General features: G+C 55.5%; 19 protein-coding genes. 6 read left to right on the top strand and 13 right to left on the bottom strand.

Translation table 11 applies throughout. The annotated features are described in order from the left end of the window. The first annotated feature begins 53 nt into the window (after window positions 1–53). Both B3729_RS02495 and B3729_RS02490 read left to right on the top strand, forming a co-directional pair. Window positions 54–290 (top strand): DUF2171 domain-containing protein, encoded by a 237-nt coding sequence (locus tag B3729_RS02495; RefSeq protein ID WP_010797416.1) that lies wholly within the window; start codon window positions 54–56, stop codon window positions 288–290. A gap of 131 nt (window positions 291–421) precedes the next feature. Further along, the gene (locus B3729_RS02490) at window positions 422–619 is read left to right on the top strand and encodes a hypothetical protein (protein ID WP_010797415.1); all 198 of its coding nucleotides are present in this window, start codon (window positions 422–424) and stop codon (window positions 617–619) included. Window positions 620–631: 12 nt separating this feature from the next. Here B3729_RS02490 and B3729_RS02485 read toward each other — a convergent pair whose 3' ends face one another. Continuing rightward, the gene (locus tag B3729_RS02485) at window positions 632–1,003 is read right to left on the bottom strand and encodes a YkgJ family cysteine cluster protein (RefSeq protein WP_010797414.1); all 372 of its coding nucleotides are present in this window, start codon (window positions 1,001–1,003) and stop codon (window positions 632–634) included. A gap of 274 nt (window positions 1,004–1,277) precedes the next feature. On the opposite strand from B3729_RS02485, the gene mutS reads away from it, so the two are divergent. Then, a complete protein-coding gene (gene mutS, locus B3729_RS02480) occupies window positions 1,278–3,842 on the top strand; it encodes a DNA mismatch repair protein MutS (protein WP_286786952.1) in 2,565 nt (854 codons plus the stop codon). 69 nt (window positions 3,843–3,911) lie between these two features. After that, on the top strand, window positions 3,912–4,235 hold the full coding sequence (fdxA, locus tag B3729_RS02475; RefSeq protein WP_010797412.1) for a ferredoxin FdxA: 324 nt from the start codon (window positions 3,912–3,914) through the stop codon (window positions 4,233–4,235). A gap of 252 nt (window positions 4,236–4,487) precedes the next feature. On the opposite strand, the gene rpoS is transcribed toward fdxA, so the two are convergent. The 8 genes from rpoS to B3729_RS02435 all read right to left on the bottom strand — a co-directional run bounded on the left by rpoS (window position 4,488) and on the right by B3729_RS02435 (window position 11,628). Then, window positions 4,488–5,492 (bottom strand): RNA polymerase sigma factor RpoS, encoded by a 1,005-nt coding sequence (gene rpoS, locus B3729_RS02470; RefSeq protein ID WP_010797411.1) that lies wholly within the window; start codon window positions 5,490–5,492, stop codon window positions 4,488–4,490. 105 nt (window positions 5,493–5,597) lie between these two features. Further along, window positions 5,598–6,419 carry a peptidoglycan DD-metalloendopeptidase family protein gene (locus B3729_RS02465; protein WP_286787081.1) on the bottom strand — a complete coding sequence of 274 codons (822 nt, stop codon included), beginning with the start codon at window positions 6,417–6,419 and terminating at the stop codon, window positions 5,598–5,600. A 160-nt stretch (window positions 6,420–6,579) separates the two neighbouring features. After that, the gene (locus B3729_RS02460) at window positions 6,580–7,215 is read right to left on the bottom strand and encodes a protein-L-isoaspartate(D-aspartate) O-methyltransferase (protein WP_167517287.1); all 636 of its coding nucleotides are present in this window, start codon (window positions 7,213–7,215) and stop codon (window positions 6,580–6,582) included. A 38-nt stretch (window positions 7,216–7,253) separates the two neighbouring features. After that, window positions 7,254–8,003, bottom strand: a complete 750-nt coding sequence (gene surE, locus B3729_RS02455; protein WP_010797406.1) for a 5'/3'-nucleotidase SurE — start codon at window positions 8,001–8,003, stop codon at window positions 7,254–7,256. Further along, on the bottom strand, window positions 7,991–9,049 hold the full coding sequence (gene truD / locus B3729_RS02450) for a tRNA pseudouridine(13) synthase TruD (protein WP_286786951.1): 1,059 nt from the start codon (window positions 9,047–9,049) through the stop codon (window positions 7,991–7,993). Before truD ends, surE begins: the two co-directional genes overlap by 13 nt. Then, window positions 9,046–9,519: a 2-C-methyl-D-erythritol 2,4-cyclodiphosphate synthase gene (gene ispF / locus B3729_RS02445; RefSeq protein ID WP_125889472.1), complete on the bottom strand. Its 474-nt coding sequence runs from the start codon at window positions 9,517–9,519 to the stop codon at window positions 9,046–9,048. The genes truD and ispF overlap by 4 nt, the downstream gene beginning before the upstream one ends. Before the next feature lie 84 nt (window positions 9,520–9,603). Next, window positions 9,604–10,455 carry an S-formylglutathione hydrolase gene (fghA, locus tag B3729_RS02440; protein ID WP_286786950.1) on the bottom strand — a complete coding sequence of 284 codons (852 nt, stop codon included), beginning with the start codon at window positions 10,453–10,455 and terminating at the stop codon, window positions 9,604–9,606. Between the two features lie 60 nt (window positions 10,456–10,515). After that, window positions 10,516–11,628 carry an S-(hydroxymethyl)glutathione dehydrogenase/class III alcohol dehydrogenase gene (locus B3729_RS02435; protein WP_286786949.1) on the bottom strand — a complete coding sequence of 371 codons (1,113 nt, stop codon included), beginning with the start codon at window positions 11,626–11,628 and terminating at the stop codon, window positions 10,516–10,518. A 104-nt stretch (window positions 11,629–11,732) separates the two neighbouring features. Here B3729_RS02435 and B3729_RS02430 point away from each other — a divergent pair, with 104 nt between their 5' ends. Beyond that, window positions 11,733–12,617, top strand: coding sequence for a LysR substrate-binding domain-containing protein (locus tag B3729_RS02430; RefSeq protein WP_083397954.1), 885 nt, complete (start codon window positions 11,733–11,735; stop codon window positions 12,615–12,617). Window positions 12,618–12,915: 298 nt separating this feature from the next. Further along, complete coding sequence (locus B3729_RS02425) at window positions 12,916–14,082, top strand: hypothetical protein (RefSeq protein WP_286786948.1); 1,167 nt, start codon at window positions 12,916–12,918, stop codon at window positions 14,080–14,082. A gap of 4 nt (window positions 14,083–14,086) precedes the next feature. On the opposite strand, the gene ispD is transcribed toward B3729_RS02425, so the two are convergent. The 4 genes from ispD to kdsA all read right to left on the bottom strand — a co-directional run bounded on the left by ispD (window position 14,087) and on the right by kdsA (window position 17,471). Further along, window positions 14,087–14,818 (bottom strand): 2-C-methyl-D-erythritol 4-phosphate cytidylyltransferase, encoded by a 732-nt coding sequence (gene ispD, locus B3729_RS02420; RefSeq protein WP_074828112.1) that lies wholly within the window; start codon window positions 14,816–14,818, stop codon window positions 14,087–14,089. Further along, entirely contained in the window at window positions 14,815–15,093 is a 279-nt protein-coding gene (locus tag B3729_RS02415; protein WP_010797398.1) for a septum formation initiator family protein, read from the bottom strand. Before B3729_RS02415 ends, ispD begins: the two co-directional genes overlap by 4 nt. Window positions 15,094–15,256: 163 nt before the next feature. Then, window positions 15,257–16,546, bottom strand: coding sequence for a phosphopyruvate hydratase (eno, locus tag B3729_RS02410; protein ID WP_010797397.1), 1,290 nt, complete (start codon window positions 16,544–16,546; stop codon window positions 15,257–15,259). A 79-nt stretch (window positions 16,547–16,625) separates the two neighbouring features. After that, window positions 16,626–17,471 carry a 3-deoxy-8-phosphooctulonate synthase gene (kdsA, locus tag B3729_RS02405; protein WP_019364450.1) on the bottom strand — a complete coding sequence of 282 codons (846 nt, stop codon included), beginning with the start codon at window positions 17,469–17,471 and terminating at the stop codon, window positions 16,626–16,628. Window positions 17,472–17,473: the final 2 nt, after the last annotated feature.

Raw genomic sequence — 17,473 nt, 5'->3', positions numbered from 1 at the left:
AAGCGAGTTGCTTGAGGGCAACTCACCCTTTCACGTCCCAACAGGAGAATGAAATGGTTGATGTAAACAGCATTAAAGAGCACGCTGAAATTGTAGGGTCCGATGGCCAGCACGTTGGCACAGTCGATCACCTGGAAGGCACTGATCGTATCAAGCTGACCAAGCAGGATCAGGATGCCAACGGCCAGCACCACTATATTCCGCTGTCCTGGGTGAAGTCTGTTGAAGGCGGCAAGATTCAACTGGTCAAGACGCGTGACGAAGCCGAGCGCTCCTGGCAGGCAGCCTGACCGGGTCATTACCGGTATGAGCGATTGTCGCTCATACCGGCCCCTCGATATTTCTTCCCAAACATGATGATAGGCCGCCTCTAGAGCGGCGAATGGCATACACTTCGGACCGCCACCGACGGACGATCATCATGAATCACAACACCACCCTTGTTTTCATCATTCTGTTTTCAGCCATGCTTATCACAGGCTTCGCCAGAAATCAGCATCCTGTCGGCTTGGCCCTGCTATGGGCAGGCACATTGGGCATGCTGGGCCTGATCATCGCCATCATTACCCGCGCCCTTTCCATTTGCAGCCCCCTTGAAGCTTTTTTCCGCCTCTGTTGAAGCGTCCGGCTATCAGGCCACGCGCTCAGGCGACTGATGAGGCTGCAACGGCGGCGTTAATGGAGGCAGGCCATAGGCCGCACGCGCAGCATCGCACCGCTCGTTATGCTCACCATTGATCCATGAGGCTTCGAACTCACGGCAAGGGCTCGGTCGGCTTTCATACATGGTGCAACGCGTACCGCAGCCTACATCGCCCAATAGGCTGACGCAGCGTGCAGGTTTGGTATCAGTACCTACCATCGCAACGTGGTGAGGGGTAACCCCCACCGTCAACTCATCCGGCACCAGACCACCGGCGGACCGGCATTCACCCCAGTAGAACGACACACGAAAAAACGCGCAGCAGGCACCGCAGTTAAGGCAAGGATTATCGGTCGACATGTTTGGCAGAACACCAGAAAAAACCGGACGAATGCCGGCGAGAGAAGCGTCATTTTATTCGCGGCAAAGCCGTTGTGAAGAGGGGTTGAGAGAAAATTTAGTGCCTCCTGGACGATAGGCTTATAGCGCCTTTATCCATCAATCACCCGCTTCCGGCTATCGCTTGGGTTTAACGCCTCAACAGCCTCCTACCCGGTGCTTTTTACCCGACGATACCGACAAATCCGGTAGAATTGCCGACCCTGTAAAACGACCCCGCGAGTGAATGACCTGTATGGAAAGCCTTTCCAACCATACGCCGATGATGCAGCAATACCTGAAGATCAAGCATCAGCACCCTGAGCAGCTGCTCTTCTATCGCATGGGTGATTTTTACGAGCTTTTTTATGATGATGCCAAAAAGGCGTCCAAGCTGCTCGACATCACACTGACTGCCCGTGGCGCGTCGGCAGGCAAGCCTATCCCCATGGCGGGCATCCCCTTTCACTCAGCCGAAGGGTATCTGGCCAAACTGGTCAAACTGGGTGAGTCCGTAGTCATCTGCGAGCAGATCGGCGATCCGGCTACCAGCAAAGGCCCCGTGGAGCGTCAGGTCGTCAGGATTCTTACGCCTGGCACAGTCAGTGATGAAGCCCTGCTGGATGAGCGACGCGATAACCTGCTCGCCGCCATTCTAGGCGATCACAAACTGTTCGGTCTTGCGGTCCTGGACATCACCAGTGGACGCTTTGTTGTTCAGGAGCTATCCGGCTGGGAGCCGCTCATGGCCGAGATCGAGCGACTCAACCCGGCCGAGCTGCTTATTCCTGATGACTGGCCGCAGGGTCTACCTATCGAAAAGCGCCGCGGACTTCGCCGTAGAGCACCCTGGGACTTCGACTGCGACACGGCCGTCAAGAGTTTATGCCAGCAGTTCGGTACGCAGGACCTTAAAGGGTTTGGCTGTGACAAGCTCAAACTGGGCATCGGTGCGGCTGGTAGTCTGCTGGCCTATGCCAAAGAGACGCAGCGTACTGCGCTTCATCACCTGCGCAGCCTGCATCACGAGCGCCTGGACGACACGGTCATTCTGGATGGCGCCAGCCGCCGCAACCTGGAACTGGATACCAATCTCTCCGGCGGCCGTGAGAATACACTGCAATCGGTGGTAGATCGTTGCCAAACGGCCATGGGTAGCCGCCTTCTGACTCGCTGGCTCAACCGCCCCCTGCGCAACCGCAGCGTCATCCAGGCGCGCCAAGACGCCATTACCTGCCTGTTGGAGCAATACCGCTTCGAACAGCTGCAGCCTCAACTGAAAGAAATCGGCGACATAGAGCGTATTCTGGCCCGAATCGGACTGCGTACGGCTCGCCCGCGGGATTTGGCCCGTCTGCGCGACGCGCTCTCGGCGCTCCCCGAATTACAGCGCGGCATGCAGGATCTGGTAGCGCCTCATCTCAACGACTTGGCCAAAAGCATCCAGACCTATCCCGAACTAGCGGATACGCTTTCTCGCGCTGTTGTCGACACTCCGCCAGCAGTCATCCGCGATGGCGGCGTCATCAAGCGCGGCTACGATGCCGAGCTGGACGAGCTACAGACCTTGAGCGAGAACGCCGGGCAGTTTCTGATGGATCTCGAAGCTCGGGAAAAAGCTCGCACCGGCCTTTCCGGCTTGAAAGTTGGCTACAACCGCGTCCATGGCTACTTTATCGAGCTACCCCGGATGCAGGCTGAGCAGGCACCAGCTGACTACATTCGCCGACAGACGCTCAAAGGGGCCGAGCGCTTCATTACGCCTGAATTGAAAGCGTTCGAAGACAAGGCCTTGTCAGCCCAGAGCCGTGCACTGGCCCGTGAAAAGGTCCTGTACGAAGCCTTGATTGATAGCCTCATCGAACAGCTTGCCCCCCTTCAGGACACCGCGGCGGCCTTGGCCGAGCTTGATGTACTGAGCAACCTGGCCGAACGTGCACTGAACCTCGACTTCAATCGACCGAGTTTTGTCGATGAGCCCTGCCTGGAAATATCACAGGGCCGTCACCCCGTTGTGGAGCAGGTGCTGGATACCCCGTTTGTAGCCAACGACCTGAACCTGAATAACGATACGCGGATGCTGATCATTACCGGCCCGAACATGGGCGGTAAATCCACCTATATGCGTCAGACCGCCCTGATTGTTCTCCTGGCACATATCGGTAGCTTCGTACCGGCAGCGGCGTGCCGCCTGTCCCTGGTAGACCGCATCTTTACCCGAATTGGCTCAAGTGATGACCTGGCAGGCGGGCGCTCGACCTTTATGGTCGAAATGAGTGAAACCGCCAACATCCTGCACAATGCCAGCGAGCATAGCTTGGTCCTCATGGATGAAGTCGGGCGAGGCACCAGTACCTTCGACGGCCTGTCATTGGCCTGGGCCGCTGCTGAACAGCTGGCCAAGCTGCGGGCCTACACTCTGTTTGCAACACACTACTTCGAGCTTACGGTTCTGCCAGACAACGAGCCAGTAGTAGCCAACGTGCATCTCAACGCCACTGAGCACAACGACCGGATTGTCTTCCTGCACCATGTTCTGCCCGGCCCGGCCAGCCAGAGCTACGGCCTTGCGGTCGCTCAACTGGCAGGCGTACCTAGTCAGGTCATCCAGCGGGCCCGTGAGCATCTGGCGCATTTGGAAAAGACCAGTCTGTCCCACGAAGCCCCGAAAACGATCAGCCAGGCACCTCAACCCATGCAGGCCGATCTGTTTGCAGCGGCTACGCATCCGCTGTTGGATGAGATGGAAAAACTGAATCCCGACGAGCTGACGCCACTTAAAGCGTTGCAGCTTATCTATGAATGGAAAAAGCGTATCTGACAACCCGATGACGGGGATTGGCCTAATACTGCTAAAATCCCGCGCCTAGCCGCCTGAGGAGTTCTAATAATGACTTTTGTTGTCACCGACAACTGCATCAAATGCAAATATACCGACTGTGTAGAAGTATGCCCGGTGGACTGCTTTTACGAAGGCCCCAACTTTCTGGTCATTCATCCAGATGAGTGTATCGACTGCGCCCTATGCGAGCCGGAATGCCCTGCACAGGCTATCTTCTCTGAAGATGAGGTACCGGAAAACCAGCAGGAATTCATAGAGTTGAACCGTGATCTCTGTGAAGTCTGGCCGAATATCACCGAGAAGAAAGAAGCGCTGGCCGATGCGGAAGAGTGGGACGGCAAGCCTAACAAGTTGCAGTACCTGGAGCGCTGATCAGGGCTTGAACCCAGCTGTTCAGGCGCTGCATTTGTTGCACGCATCTAAAAGGGCGAGTTAACTCGCCCTTTGTCTTTGTTTATTCATCTGCCGCACCACGTTGTAACTCGCTCTCTTTCTCCGCTGCCTAGAGCGTTAGCGAACCTCCCGTGACCCACCTCTGCCACCTCGTTATCACGTTGCCGATGGCTTTCGCGCGCCTATAAAAAAGCCCAACTCAACGTCGGGCTTTAGTGCCAATTAGAAGGCTTATTGAAACAACGAGTCGCTCGACAAGCCGTTACGCTCAAAAATCTCGCGCAACCGCTTTAGGGCCTCGACCTGTATCTGCCGTACCCGCTCGCGGGTCAGGTTGATCTCCTGCCCTACTTCTTCAAGCGTACAGCTTTCATGCCCGCGCAAGCCAAAACGCCGGACAACCACCTCACGCTGCTTGTCCGTCAACTCCGACAGCCATTGGTCAATGCTCTGGCTGAGGTCGTCATCCTGCAATAGTTCGCACGGATCGCTTGGCCTATCGTCGGTAAGCGTATCGAGAAGCGTCTTGTCTGAATCAGGCCCCAAAGACACATCAACAGAGCTGATCCGTTCATTAAGTCCCATCATCCGCTTCACCTCCTCCACTGGCTTTTCCAGCAGACAGGCAATCTCTTCCGGCGACGGCTCATGATCAAGCTTTTGCGCCAGTTCACGGGCAGCCCGCAAATACAGATTAAGCTCCTTGACCACATGAATGGGCAGACGAATCGTCCTCGTCTGGTTCATGATGGCACGCTCGATGGTCTGTCGGATCCACCAGGTCGCGTAGGTTGAGAAGCGGAAGCCACGCTCAGGATCGAATTTTTCTACCGCGCGAATCAGCCCCAGGTTGCCTTCCTCGATCAGATCGAGCAGGGACAGCCCCCGATTCACATAACGGCGAGCAATCTTCACCACAAGACGAAGGTTGCTCTCGATCATACGGCAGCGGCCAGCGGGATCTCCCTTTTGCGCCAATCGCGCAAAATGAACCTCTTCCTCAGGAGAAAGCAGTGGAGAGAAACCGATTTCATTGAGATACAACTGAGTCGCATCGAGCGCCCGGTTGTAATCGATATGCTTGGTTTGCTTGGACGTACGTGATTGAAGTGCTTTAGGCGCATCACCCAATAGCTGTGATGCATCAAATGACCCTTCTTCGAATGAGACGGAAGTTTCCAGCAGGAGCACTTCGTCACTCATGTCAAACTCGGGTTCTTTTTTATTAAGCGCCATGATCAATGTCCCTTGCTTGAGTTCGACAACAAGCCCGGGCGTGATCAATCCCCCTGATTACGCCTGAACCCGTCCCCCTAGCGCTGGAACGGGTCAGACAACGAGTCAACGATTTGGCAAATATTGCAGAGGATCTACGGGTTTACCCTGCCGGCGAATCTCAAAATGCAGCTTCACCCGGTCGGTTCCTGTAGAACCCATCTCGGCGATTGTTTGCCCGACCTTGACCTGTTGCCCCTCCCGAACCAGAAGCCTGCGATTATGACCGTACGCACTGACGTAGGTTTCGTTGTGCTTGATGATGATCAGCTCACCGTAACCCCTTAACCCATTGCCTGCATACACGACGGTTCCACCAGAAGCCGCCAGAACAGGCTGTCCCAAATCTCCGGCTATATCAATGCCTTTATTCAAACTGCCGTTCGAGGAGTACCGGGAAATCAGGGTGCCCTTAGTGGGCCAGGCCCAGCCTGCAGAAGTCTTGGCAACCTCGACAGTTGGTGTAGTCGCCGGAGGCGCCGTTACCGGCGGAGGCGTAGCCGGAACGCTCTGCGTTACGGGTGGAGAGGTGGGTGCAGGTGTAGCCACAGGCGTGTTCGTACTAGCCGGAGCGGTAGAAACAGGCGCAGACGACACGGTTTGTACGGGTCTTCGAGAGGTAGTTGCGACCGTACTGGAGCTGCTGCCGCCAAAGTTGATTTTCTGGCCAACATGGATGACATACGGTGGAGAAATACCGTTATGAGCAGCAAGGCTTCGCCAATCCCATCCATTACGGGAGGCTATAGCGTAAAGGGTATCCCCCCGCCGAACGGTATATTGTCCTTTTGTAACACGGTATGTATTTGCCGAACCACCGGAGCGATCAACGACTTGTACACCTCGGGATGAGGAGCTGGAGCATCCTGACAAGACGAGACTTAGCATCAGAGCCACTACCAAGCTGATCCCACTACCGTTGCGAATCCCTCGCAGCCGGGCCTTAAGAAGCCTCACTCCTTCCCCCTTAGAAAGCTTGTACGTCAACGCAAGCCGAATTGGCCGCTGTATTGACCATTGCCAATGCTATCGTTCCCTGACGAAGGGGTCAGGCCAACGGTCCATTCAGAAGTGGAACAAAGCGCACAGAATCGAGCACTTGACGTGAAAAACCTTCTTCCTGGCGTTCGATCAACAGTAATTGCTGCTCTTCGCCCTCGCCTACCGGAATCACGAGACGTCCACCCGGTGCCAGCTGATCCAGCAAGGCTTGAGGCACTTCACGAGCCGCCGCTGTTACGATGATGCCGTTATAGGGAGCCAGGGCTGGCCAGCCCTCCCACCCATCTCCCCAACGAAATACGACGTTGCGCACATTGAGTTCGACCAGGCGCTCTTTGGCTCGGTCCTGCAGCGACTGAATACGCTCAACAGAGAACACACGTTCAACCAGTTGAGCCAGCACTGCAGTCTGGTAGCCGGATCCCGTACCGATCTCCATGACCTTGTCCAGCGGACCGGCCGCCAGCAGCAGCTCGGTCATGCGAGCCACCATGTACGGTTGAGAAATGGTCTGGTTATGACCAATGGGCAGTGCCGTATCTTCATAGGCACGGTGCGCCAAGGCTTCGTCGACAAACAGATGACGGGGCGTGCGTCGAATTACTTCCAGCACCTGCGCATTGGACAGGCCTTCCTCATAAAGCCTTTGAATGAGCCGTTCGCGAGTCCGCTGCGAAGTCATGCCGATCCCATGACGCTGCATATGCTCTTGCCCCTGATTCATCGAAACATCTCCTCTAGAACAGCCAGTCCGGCAAACCCTTCATGGAAGGTCCGATCCAACTGTAGCGGCGTAATCGATACGTAACCTTGCATCACCGCATGAAAATCCGTGTCCGGGCCGCTGTCTTCAGCATCACCCGCGACTGCGATCCAGTACCCTTCCTTACCCCTGGGATTAACGTCCCTGACCGGAGGCTTGGCACGTGCACGATGGCCCAACCGGGTCAGCCGCACCCCTTTAATATGTTCAAGCGGCAGGTTGGGTATGTTGACATTCAGCACCGTACGCGGCGGTAGATCAAACTGCGTATGGGCCTCGACCAGCTGCCGGGCGATTTGCGCGGCCGCCGGAAGATTATCCGGAAGCCGTGACAAGAGCGAGAAGGCAAAAGCCGGACGATCAAGAAAGCGACCTTCCAGTGCCGCTGCCACCGTTCCCGAGTATAGAACGTCATCGCCCAGGTTGGCGCCCAGGTTGATACCTGATACGACCATGTCGGGCGTATGCTCCAGCAGACCGTTGATGCCCAGATGCACACAATCGGTAGGCGTACCGTTTATACCAATATAACCATTAGGCAACCGTTGTGGATGCAAGGGACGATCCAGCGTCAAGGCGCTGCTGATTCCACTCATATCCGTCAATGGCGCTACCACGGTGCACTCGGCATAGTCGTCCAGCGCCGCATGCAAGGCAGCAATGCCGGGTGAAAGAACGCCGTCATCGTTGGCAATCAAAAGTCGCATGGAGTATCCGTCTGTCCTGCCGTGGCCAGCGAGACGAGCTCACGCACTACAACGGTAGCAAAGCAGCCAGCCGGCAAGACGAAATCAAGTTGCAGAATGTCAGGCTCGGGATAATGCCATGACAAACCGTTAATAGGGAGGCGAAGAATGCGCCGTTCATGCCGAAGTCCCGCATCAGCAAGCCAGGCGGGCAATCCGGCCGCATCGGCGGCTACACCCTGTTCTTCCTGTTGGACTGCGCCACTGGCAGGTGAGTCACCTTCTCCCCAGAGCGGGCCGGTAGGGTGAAGGTCAAGGGCCGCCAGCCGGGGGTCGGAGCACTCTGCCTCCCCCGCAGGGAAAAAGCTGCGGCTGTCAGTGAAGGCCAACAGATCGCCAACCCTGGCCACATTCCAGCTTCCGTCGACAACACGTTGCGCCAATACCTGATTGAACAGGTAGCTACGCGCTGCGGACAGTATGCGGGAACGGCGATTACGCTGTTCGGGCAGCGTGCCCTGCTGTGCGAAATGCCGCGCCTCGTCCAGGTTGCCACCCTCGTACCCGAAACGTTGCAGTCCGAAGTAGTTCGGTACGCCTTCAGCGGCTATCTTGCTCAGCCGCTCCTCCAGCTTATCTCTGTCAGCCGCCAGCTCGGTCAGCCTGAGCGTGAATCCATTGGCTGCGTGAGCGCCGCGCTGAAGCTTACGGCGGTGCCTGGCCCGCTTCAGGATGCACAGGGCATCGCCTTCAGCAGCGCTGAGCTCAGGGTCGGTCTTTCCTGGAAGATGTAGGCTGAACCATTGACGCGTGAGCGCCTGTCGATCCTTGAGCCCTGCATAACTGATGGCCCGTAGCGGAACACCAGCCGCGCGCGCCAAACGACGTGCAGCCTCCTCTGTGTTGAGGCCTCGCTTCTCGACCCAAAGCCAGAGATGTTCACCCTCGCCTTCCAAGGGAATATCGAGCACCTCGTTCACCTGAAAGTCTTCGGCAGTCGCCTTCAATACAGCGGTACCACAGGCCGGTCCATGAGCCGTCGGGCCTAGCAGTTCGATTTCAGTCATACCGGAAGCAACAACGCTACTGCATGCACGGCAATGCCTTCCTCACGCCCGACAAATCCCAAGCGTTCTGTAGTGGTTGCCTTTACATTGACCTGATCAAGCTCAACCTGCAGATCTTCTGCAATCACACGACGCATGGCATCGATGTGAGGGGCCATCTTGGGAGCCTGAGCGATAATCGTGGCGTCGACGTTACCAACCTTGAAGCCCTTTTGCTGGACCAGACCCAACACATGACGTAGCAATGCTCGGCTATCGGCATCCTTGAACTGCGGATCGGTATCTGGGAAGTGCTTACCGATATCGCCCAGTGCAACCGCTCCCAGCAGGGCATCTGCCAAGGCATGCAGAACGACGTCACCATCCGAGTGAGCAACCAGTCCAGAAGTGTGGGGAATCTGTACACCGCCCAGCGTGATGAAGTTACCTTCACCGAAACGATGGACATCATAGCCGTGGCCAATTCGCATAAATAAAAACGCCCTGAAGGATCAGGGCGTCAATTCTACCGGGGTAATCCGTAAACGTCGCCGTTACCGAACACGCAAGTTCGATCAATCGATCAGCGCGCGGGCATGATGACGCAAATGATCCTCGATAAAGGTGGCAACGAAATAGTAACTATGGTCATAACCAGGCTGCAGACGCAGGGTCAAGGGATGACCGACACGGGTAGCTACCTGCTCCAATGCCTCTGGTTTGAGCTGCTCGGAAAGAAAGCTGTCCTGTTCCCCTTGATCTACAAGAACAGGTAGTCGTTCCTGCGCTTTTTCCATCAGTGCACAGGCATCCCACTCAGCCCAGGTGGAACGGTCTTCCCCCAGATAATTGGAAAACGCCTTTTGCCCCCAAGGACAATTCATCGGATTTACGATAGGTGAAAAAGTCGAAACCGAACGATAGAAACCGGGATTACGCAAGGCGCAGACCAAAGCACCATGGCCTCCCATCGAGTGGCCGCTTACGCCACGCTTCTCCGACACCGGGAAGTTTGCCTCGATGACAGCAGGCAGCTCCCTCACAACGTAATCATGCATCCGATAGTGTTTGGCCCAGGGCTCGCGAGTGGCATTTAGATAAAAGCCTGCTCCTAGTCCAAAGTCCCAGGCACCTTCAGCATCATCGGGCACGTCCGGACCACGAGGGCTGGTATCCGGTGCTACGAGTACCAGTCCTAACTCAGCAGCTACTCGATGCGCGCCAGCCTTCTGCATGAAGTTCTCATCGGTGCAGGCCAATCCTGACAACCAGTACAGAGCTGGCAGCTGTGTTTTCTGCTCGGCTTGAGGAGGCAGATAGACAGCAAAAGTCATCTCACAGCCCAGAACCGTCGACCGATGCTTGTAGCGCTTGTGCCAGCCGCCAAAAGACTTCTGGCATGAGACCAATTCCAGCGTATTGCTCATGGATAGCTCCTTATGGGCATAGACAGGCCCGACGTTGCAAGACGCCGGACCCATGCATGATCAATAGTGGATAACCGTACGAATGCTCTTACCTTCATGCATCAGATCAAAGGCATCGTTGATCTTGTCCAGCCCCATGGTGTGGGTAATAAAGGTATCCAGAGGAATTTCGCCCCTCTGGGCCTTATCGACGTAGCCCGGTAGCTCGGTGCGACCTTTGACGCCTCCGAACGCACTGCCCCGCCATACACGCCCCGTAACCAGCTGGAACGGACGTGTACTAATTTCCTGACCAGCGCCAGCGACACCAATAATGACCGACTCACCCCATCCCTTGTGGCAGCATTCCAGTGCAGCACGCATAAGCTTCACGTTACCCACACACTCGAACGAGTAATCCACGCCGCCATCCGTCAGCTCGACTATCACTTCCTGGATAGGCTTGTCGTAGTCGTTGGGGTTGACGAAATCCGTAGCCCCGAGCTGCTTGGCAATTTCAGCCTTGGTAGGGTTGATGTCGATGGCGATGATACGTCCCGCCTTGGCCATGGTCGCACCGATTACCGCTGACAGGCCAATACCACCCAAACCGAAGATGGCTACCGTAGCGCCCTCTTCCACCTTGGCAGTGTTCAGTACTGCACCGATCCCGGTAGTAACACCACAGCCGAGCAGGCAGACTTTTTCCAGAGGCGCTTCCTTGGGAATCTTGGCCAGCGAGATTTCCGGCAATACTGTGTACTCAGAGAACGTGGAAGTCCCCATATAGTGATAGATCGGCTGGCCTTTATAAGAGAAACGGGACGTGCCGTCCGGCATGAGTCCTTTGCCCTGGGTAGCGCGAATGGCTTGGCACAGGTTGGTCTTGCCGGACAGGCAAAACTTGCATTTGCCACATTCCGGGGTATACAGCGGAATGACATGATCACCTACGGCAACGGACGTCACTCCCGGACCAACCGCTTCGACGATACCGCCGCCCTCATGCCCAAGGATCGCAGGAAAAATACCTTCCGGATCAGCGCCGGACAGTGTGTAGGCATCGGTATGGCAGACACCTGTCGCCACGATACGAACCAGCACCTCGCCCTCTTTAGGCGGGGCAACATCTACTTCAACGATTTCAAGGGGCTTGTTAGCCTCAAAAGCAACAGCAGCGCGTGATTTAATCATGGAGGTCGTCATCCATCTGGTGATACGGTACGTCTAGTGTATGAGCTTTGATTCAGTTAATAATCCAACGTACTGCAAAATATTATTGCCATACAGGGATAATCATGAGCGCCTGGGAAGGCTTGGATGAGTTCGTTGCGGTTGCTGAAGCAGGTCATTTCAGCTTGGCCGCCGAACGGCTTGGTGTTTCCTCATCCCATGTCAGCCGACAAATCGCCCGACTGGAAGAACGTCTGCAGACACGCCTGTTCTATCGGAGCACGCGCAGTGTCGTGCTGACCGAGGCCGGACAGACCTTTCTTCAGCATTGCCAACGCCTGCAGGATGCCCGCGAGGAAGCACTTCGGGCCGTCAGTGATCTGTCCAGCGAGCCCAAGGGATTGCTGCGCATGACATGTGCAGTGACCTACGGGGAGCGCTTTATCATCCCCCTGGTAAACAGCTTCATGGCACTGCACCCGCAATTACGTCTGGAAATAGAGCTTTCCAACCGCACGCTGGACCTGGTGCAGGAAGGCTTCGATCTGGCAATCCGCCTGGGCCGGCTAAACGATTCTCAACTCATAGCAACCAAGCTTGCGCCTCGCATCATGTACCTTTGCGCTGCGCCACGCTATCTCGAGCGCTTCGGCGCTCCCCATGCCCTGTCAGAACTGGCACGGCATAACTGCCTGATCGGTAATAGCGATGTTTGGACCTTTCAGGAAGATGGACGGGAAATCCCCATCAAGGTTGCAGGAAACTGGCGTTGCAACAGCGGCCAGGCCGTTCTGGATGCGGCACTAAGAGGCTTTGGTCTGTGCCAGCTGCCGGATTACTACGTGGCTCCTCACCTGACACGAGGGGAGCTGGTCTCCCTGCTGGAAAACCGGCAACCGCCCAACACAGGCGTATGGGCGCTGTATCCACAGCGGCGCCACTTGTCCCCGAAGGTCAGGCAACTGGTGGACTACCTCAAAAGCAATCTGGTCACCTATCTTCAGAGCTGACGCGAGAGTTGCCAGCAGAGACGCCATACGTCCAACGGTTGGAACCCGCCGTTGCCGGGCTCGTCGTACCTATATGGAACATGAAAGGGTCATGCTCCAAACAGTCGAATCCCAGAGGTCAGAACGGCACCGCATTCTTGAGCATTCTGCATCGATACTTTCAAAGCGATGTGAAGCCGGAAGCGGATACGTTCTGCCTTGCCAGATTCAGCGAGGAGCCGGCTCTGCCTGGTCTATACCAGGTGCCACGCTCATTCGTAGTTGACGAACCCTCCATAACCATAGCGAGGAAGCCGCCATGTACGGACCCATCACCAAAGCAACATTGGCTGAACTAATGGAAAAGCATGAGCCGCCATGCCTATCGATTTACATGCCTACCCATCGGAGCTTCCCAGAGCGCACGCAGGACCCGATCCGCTTCAAGAATCTGGTCCGCGAACTGAGAGCCTCTCTGGAACAGCAATTCCCCGACGCTCCCAGCGATACGCTACTCAAGCCATTCGATGAATTGGTTGATAACCGCGACTTCTGGAATCACACCCGTGATGGTGTCGCCGTCTTTGGTGGCAAAGACTATTTCATGGTTTATCCGTTGCAGCGCAAGGTGCCTGAGGTAGCCCTTGTTAACTCTCAGCATTATCTAAAGCCCATTCTTCGTATTGCTCAGTCAGCAGATCGTTACCAGATTCTGTGCTTGTCTCGTAATCAGGTACGCCTCTTTGAAGGCAACCGGGACGTATTGGATGAAGTTGAGCTGGCGCCTGAAGTACCTCGCAATCAAGATGAGGCATTAGGTTCAGAACTAACGCCCAAAGATCAGATTGGTAACACCAACGGCTTTGGTGGAGCGAGCGAGCGTGGCGACCCCATGATTCACGGCTCTGGTGGAAGTGGTAAGCAAGAGCAGATCGATATCGACTGTGAGCGCTTTTTTAGAGCTGTCGACCGAGCCATTACTGAACACCACTCCAAACCCTCCGGACTACCCCTTATTTTGGCTGCGCTCCCGGAAAATCAGACCGTTTTCCGTCATGTCAGTCACAACCAGCAGCTTTTGGAAAAAGGTATTTCTATCGGCCAGGGTGCCCTGGATACAGAAATGCTGCGCCAGGAAAGCTGGAAGCTCATGGAGCCTATGTACTTGAAGCGCCTGAATGGCATTCTTGACCAATACGGCGAATCCCGTGGCCAAGGCTTGGCCTCCGATCAACTGGAAGAAATTGGAAAAGCCACTGCTGAAAGCCGTGTAGCCATGCTGCTGGTAGAGGCTGATCGCCAGATACCCGGGCTGCTTGATCGGGAAAGTGGCGAGCTGCATCCCTCCAAACCCGCTGGAGCTGAAACAGCCGATGTGCTGGATGAGCTGATCACCTACGTCATGGAACATGGCGGCGATGTGGTCGTCGTACCCCGTGAGCGTATGCCGTCCAAGACGGGGGCAGCGGCAGTGTATCGCTTCTAAAGGGTCAGGTCGTGGGCGTCGGTTCGTGCCGGCGCTCATGCCAAAGTTGCGTCAGCCAGACCAGATCCTCGGGCCGCGTAATCTTGATGTTATCACTTCGCCCTTCTATCACGCGGGGTCTATAGCCCGCCCACTCCATAGCGGAGGCTTCGTCCGTGATCATGACGCCAGCAGCCAATGCATCACTGAGCGCTTGTCTCAGATGGCCCAATCGAAACATCTGGGGTGTATAGGCCTGCCAGATGACACTACGATCTACTGTCACCTCAACCCGGCCATAAGGGTCGACACGCTTTAACGTATCCTTGACTGGAATAGCCAGTAATCCCCCAACCTCATCATCAGCCAGCTCCTGCAATAGCCGATCAATGTCGCTCTGAGCCAGATTAGGTCTTGCTGCATCATGTACCAATACCCAGTCAAGATCAGATGCGCCGCAGGCTTCCAGCCGCATAAGGCCGTTCAGTACAGAGTCGGCACGTTCCTTCCCACCAGTAGCCCGGGTAATCCGATTATCCGTAGCGCAGACAAGACCAGGCCACCATCTGTCATCAACCGCCAGGCTAACGACTATGCCCTGCAGGGAAGCATGATCCAATAACGCAGAAAGCGTGTGCTCAATGACCGTTCGGCCCGCCAGATCCAGATATTGCTTGGGGCGATCCGCTCGCATGCGCGAACCGATACCCGCTGCCGGAATAACGGCCCAGAAAAGAGGTAATGAGGTGTTTATCATTTGGACTGCAGGTAAAGGGTCTCACCCTCTCTAACCATACCGAGCTCATGGCGAGCCCGCTCTTCAACCGTCTCCATGCCCTTTTTCAACTCAGCAACTTCCGCCTCGAGGATCCGGTTGCGTTCAAGCAGCTGCTTATTTTCCTCATCCTGACTGGAAATTTGCTCACGCAGCTCTTTTACCTGCGCCAAACTGCCATCACCTACCCACAGGCGATACTGCAGGCCGGCTAATGCAATGATCAGGACAGGAAACAACCAGTAAGGGCTACGCATTGGCTTTACGGTTCAAAGCAACAAGTTAAGTGAGCTAATGAGAACATACTTAAAACAAGAGCAGGAAGGAAATGATGCCTATATCGATAAGCGACACTTCAATCCTGCTCTTTTAACACATCATTTCGCAACAGCGGAGCGGCTTGCGCCGCTCACTGTGAACTCAGCTACGAAATTCAGCACGTCCACGGTACGGTGCTTTTGCACCAAGCTGCTCTTCGATACGAAGCAGCTGATTGTACTTGGAGACCCGGTCTGAACGGCACAGTGAGCCGGTCTTGATCTGCCCTGCCGCAGTACCCACGGCAAGATCAGCAATCGTTGCGTCTTCGGTCTCACCCGAGCGGTGAGAAATAACTGCTGTATAACCAGCAGCCTTGGCCATCTGGATGGCTTCCAGCGTCTCGGTCAGAGAGCCGATCTGGTTGAACTTGATGAGGATGGAGTTACCGATACCTTTCTCGATCCCTTCCTTGAGAATCTTGGTATTGGTCACGAACAGATCGTCACCTACCAGCTGCACCTTGTTGCCGATCTTATCAGTCAACGCCTTCCAGCCAGCCCAGTCGGACTCATCCATACCATCTTCGATAGAGATAATCGGGAAACGCTCGCTCAGACCCGCAAGATAATCGGCAAAACCAGGAGCATCGAATGTCTTGCCTTCGCCAGACAAGCTGTACTGACCGTTTTCATAGAACTCGCTGGAGGCGCAGTCCAAGGCCAGAGTTACATCCGTGCCCAGCTTGTATCCGGCCTTTTCAACCGCTTCGGCAATAGCGCCTAGGGCATCTTCGTTGGAGGACAGGTTCGGGGCGAAGCCACCTTCATCGCCCACGGCAGTATTCAGGCCACGCGCCTTGAGAACCGCCTTCAGGTGATGGAATATCTCAGCACCCATGCGCAGGGCATCAGCGAAGCTTTTTGCGCCAACCGGCTGAACCATGAACTCCTGGATGTCGACATTGTTATCGGCATGCTCGCCGCCGTTGATGATATTCATCATCGGAACCGGCATGGAGTACTGACCGGGCGTGCCGTTCAGCTCTGCGATATGGGCATACAAGGGCAGATCTTTATCCTCGGCGGCCGCCTTGGCAGCTGCCAGGGATACCGCCAAAATGGCGTTGGCGCCCAGCTTGGACTTGTTCTCGGTACCATCGAGCTCGATCATCGCTTTGTCGAGCGCTTTCTGATCCGATGGGTCCTTGCCAATAAGAAGATCACGGATCGGGCCGTTTACATTACCAACGGCTGTCAGAACACCCTTGCCCAGGTAACGGCTCTTGTCGCCATCACGCAGTTCCAATGCCTCGCGGGATCCTGTGGATGCACCAGAGGGCGCACAAGCCCTGCCGACGATACCGTTATCAAGAATCACCTCGGCTTCCACGGTAGGGTTACCGCGGGAATCCAGAATTTCCCGGCCTTTTATGTCGACGATCTTTGCCATTGTTATACGCTCTCCATGGTTCTGGTCAGGTGCAAACTGCACCTTCGGCTTCTTATTTGGAACTAAGTTCAGCGGAGCATCAGGCGGTTTCGATTGGAGTGAACGACTTCACCAGTTCATCCAGTGCCTTTAGCTGAGCCAGGAAGGGCTCCAGCTTGTTCAATCGAAGTGCGCAAGGGCCATCGCACTTGGCACTGTCAGGATCAGGGTGTGCCTCCAGGAACAGACCTGCCAGTCCTTGACTCAAACCGGCCTTGGCCAGATCGGTAACCTGTGCACGACGACCACCTGCGGAATCGCTGCGACCGCCAGGCATCTGCAGGGCATGGGTCACGTCAAAAATGATCGGGTAGTCGAACTGCTTCATGATGCCGAAGCCCAGCATGTCGACTACCAGATTGTTATAACCAAAGGACGTGCCACGCTCGCACAGGATCAACTGATCATTACCCACTTCCTCACATTTCTTCAGGATATGCTTCATTTCCTGAGGCGCGAGGAACTGGGCTTTCTTGATATTTATAACGGCATTGGTCTTAGCCATAGCGACTACCAGATCCGTCTGCCGGGACAGGAAAGCCGGCAGCTGGATGATGTCGCATACTTCTGCAACCGGTGCCGCCTGATAGGGCTCATGGACGTCCGTGATAACCGGTACATTGAAGGTCTTCTTGATCTCTTCAAAGATCTTCATGCCCTCTTCCAGGCCTGGGCCACGGAAAGAGTTGACCGAAGAACGGTTGGCCTTGTCGAAGCTGGCCTTGAAGATATAAGGGATACCCAGCTTCTGCGTTACCTTCACGTACTCTTCGCAGATCTGCATCGCCAGATCGCGAGACTCAAGCACGTTCATTCCGCCAAACAGCACGAACGGCTTATCGTTAGCCACTTCGATAGTACCGACACGAATCGTTTTCTGAGCCATAG

It is taken from the genome of Pseudomonas sp. UBA3149, from assembly GCF_002364655.1.
GTDB lineage: Bacteria > Pseudomonadota > Gammaproteobacteria > Pseudomonadales > Pseudomonadaceae > Chryseomonas > Chryseomonas luteola.
The sequence above is the reverse complement of the archived record's forward strand: the minus strand, read 5'-3'. Positions and strand labels throughout refer to the sequence as shown.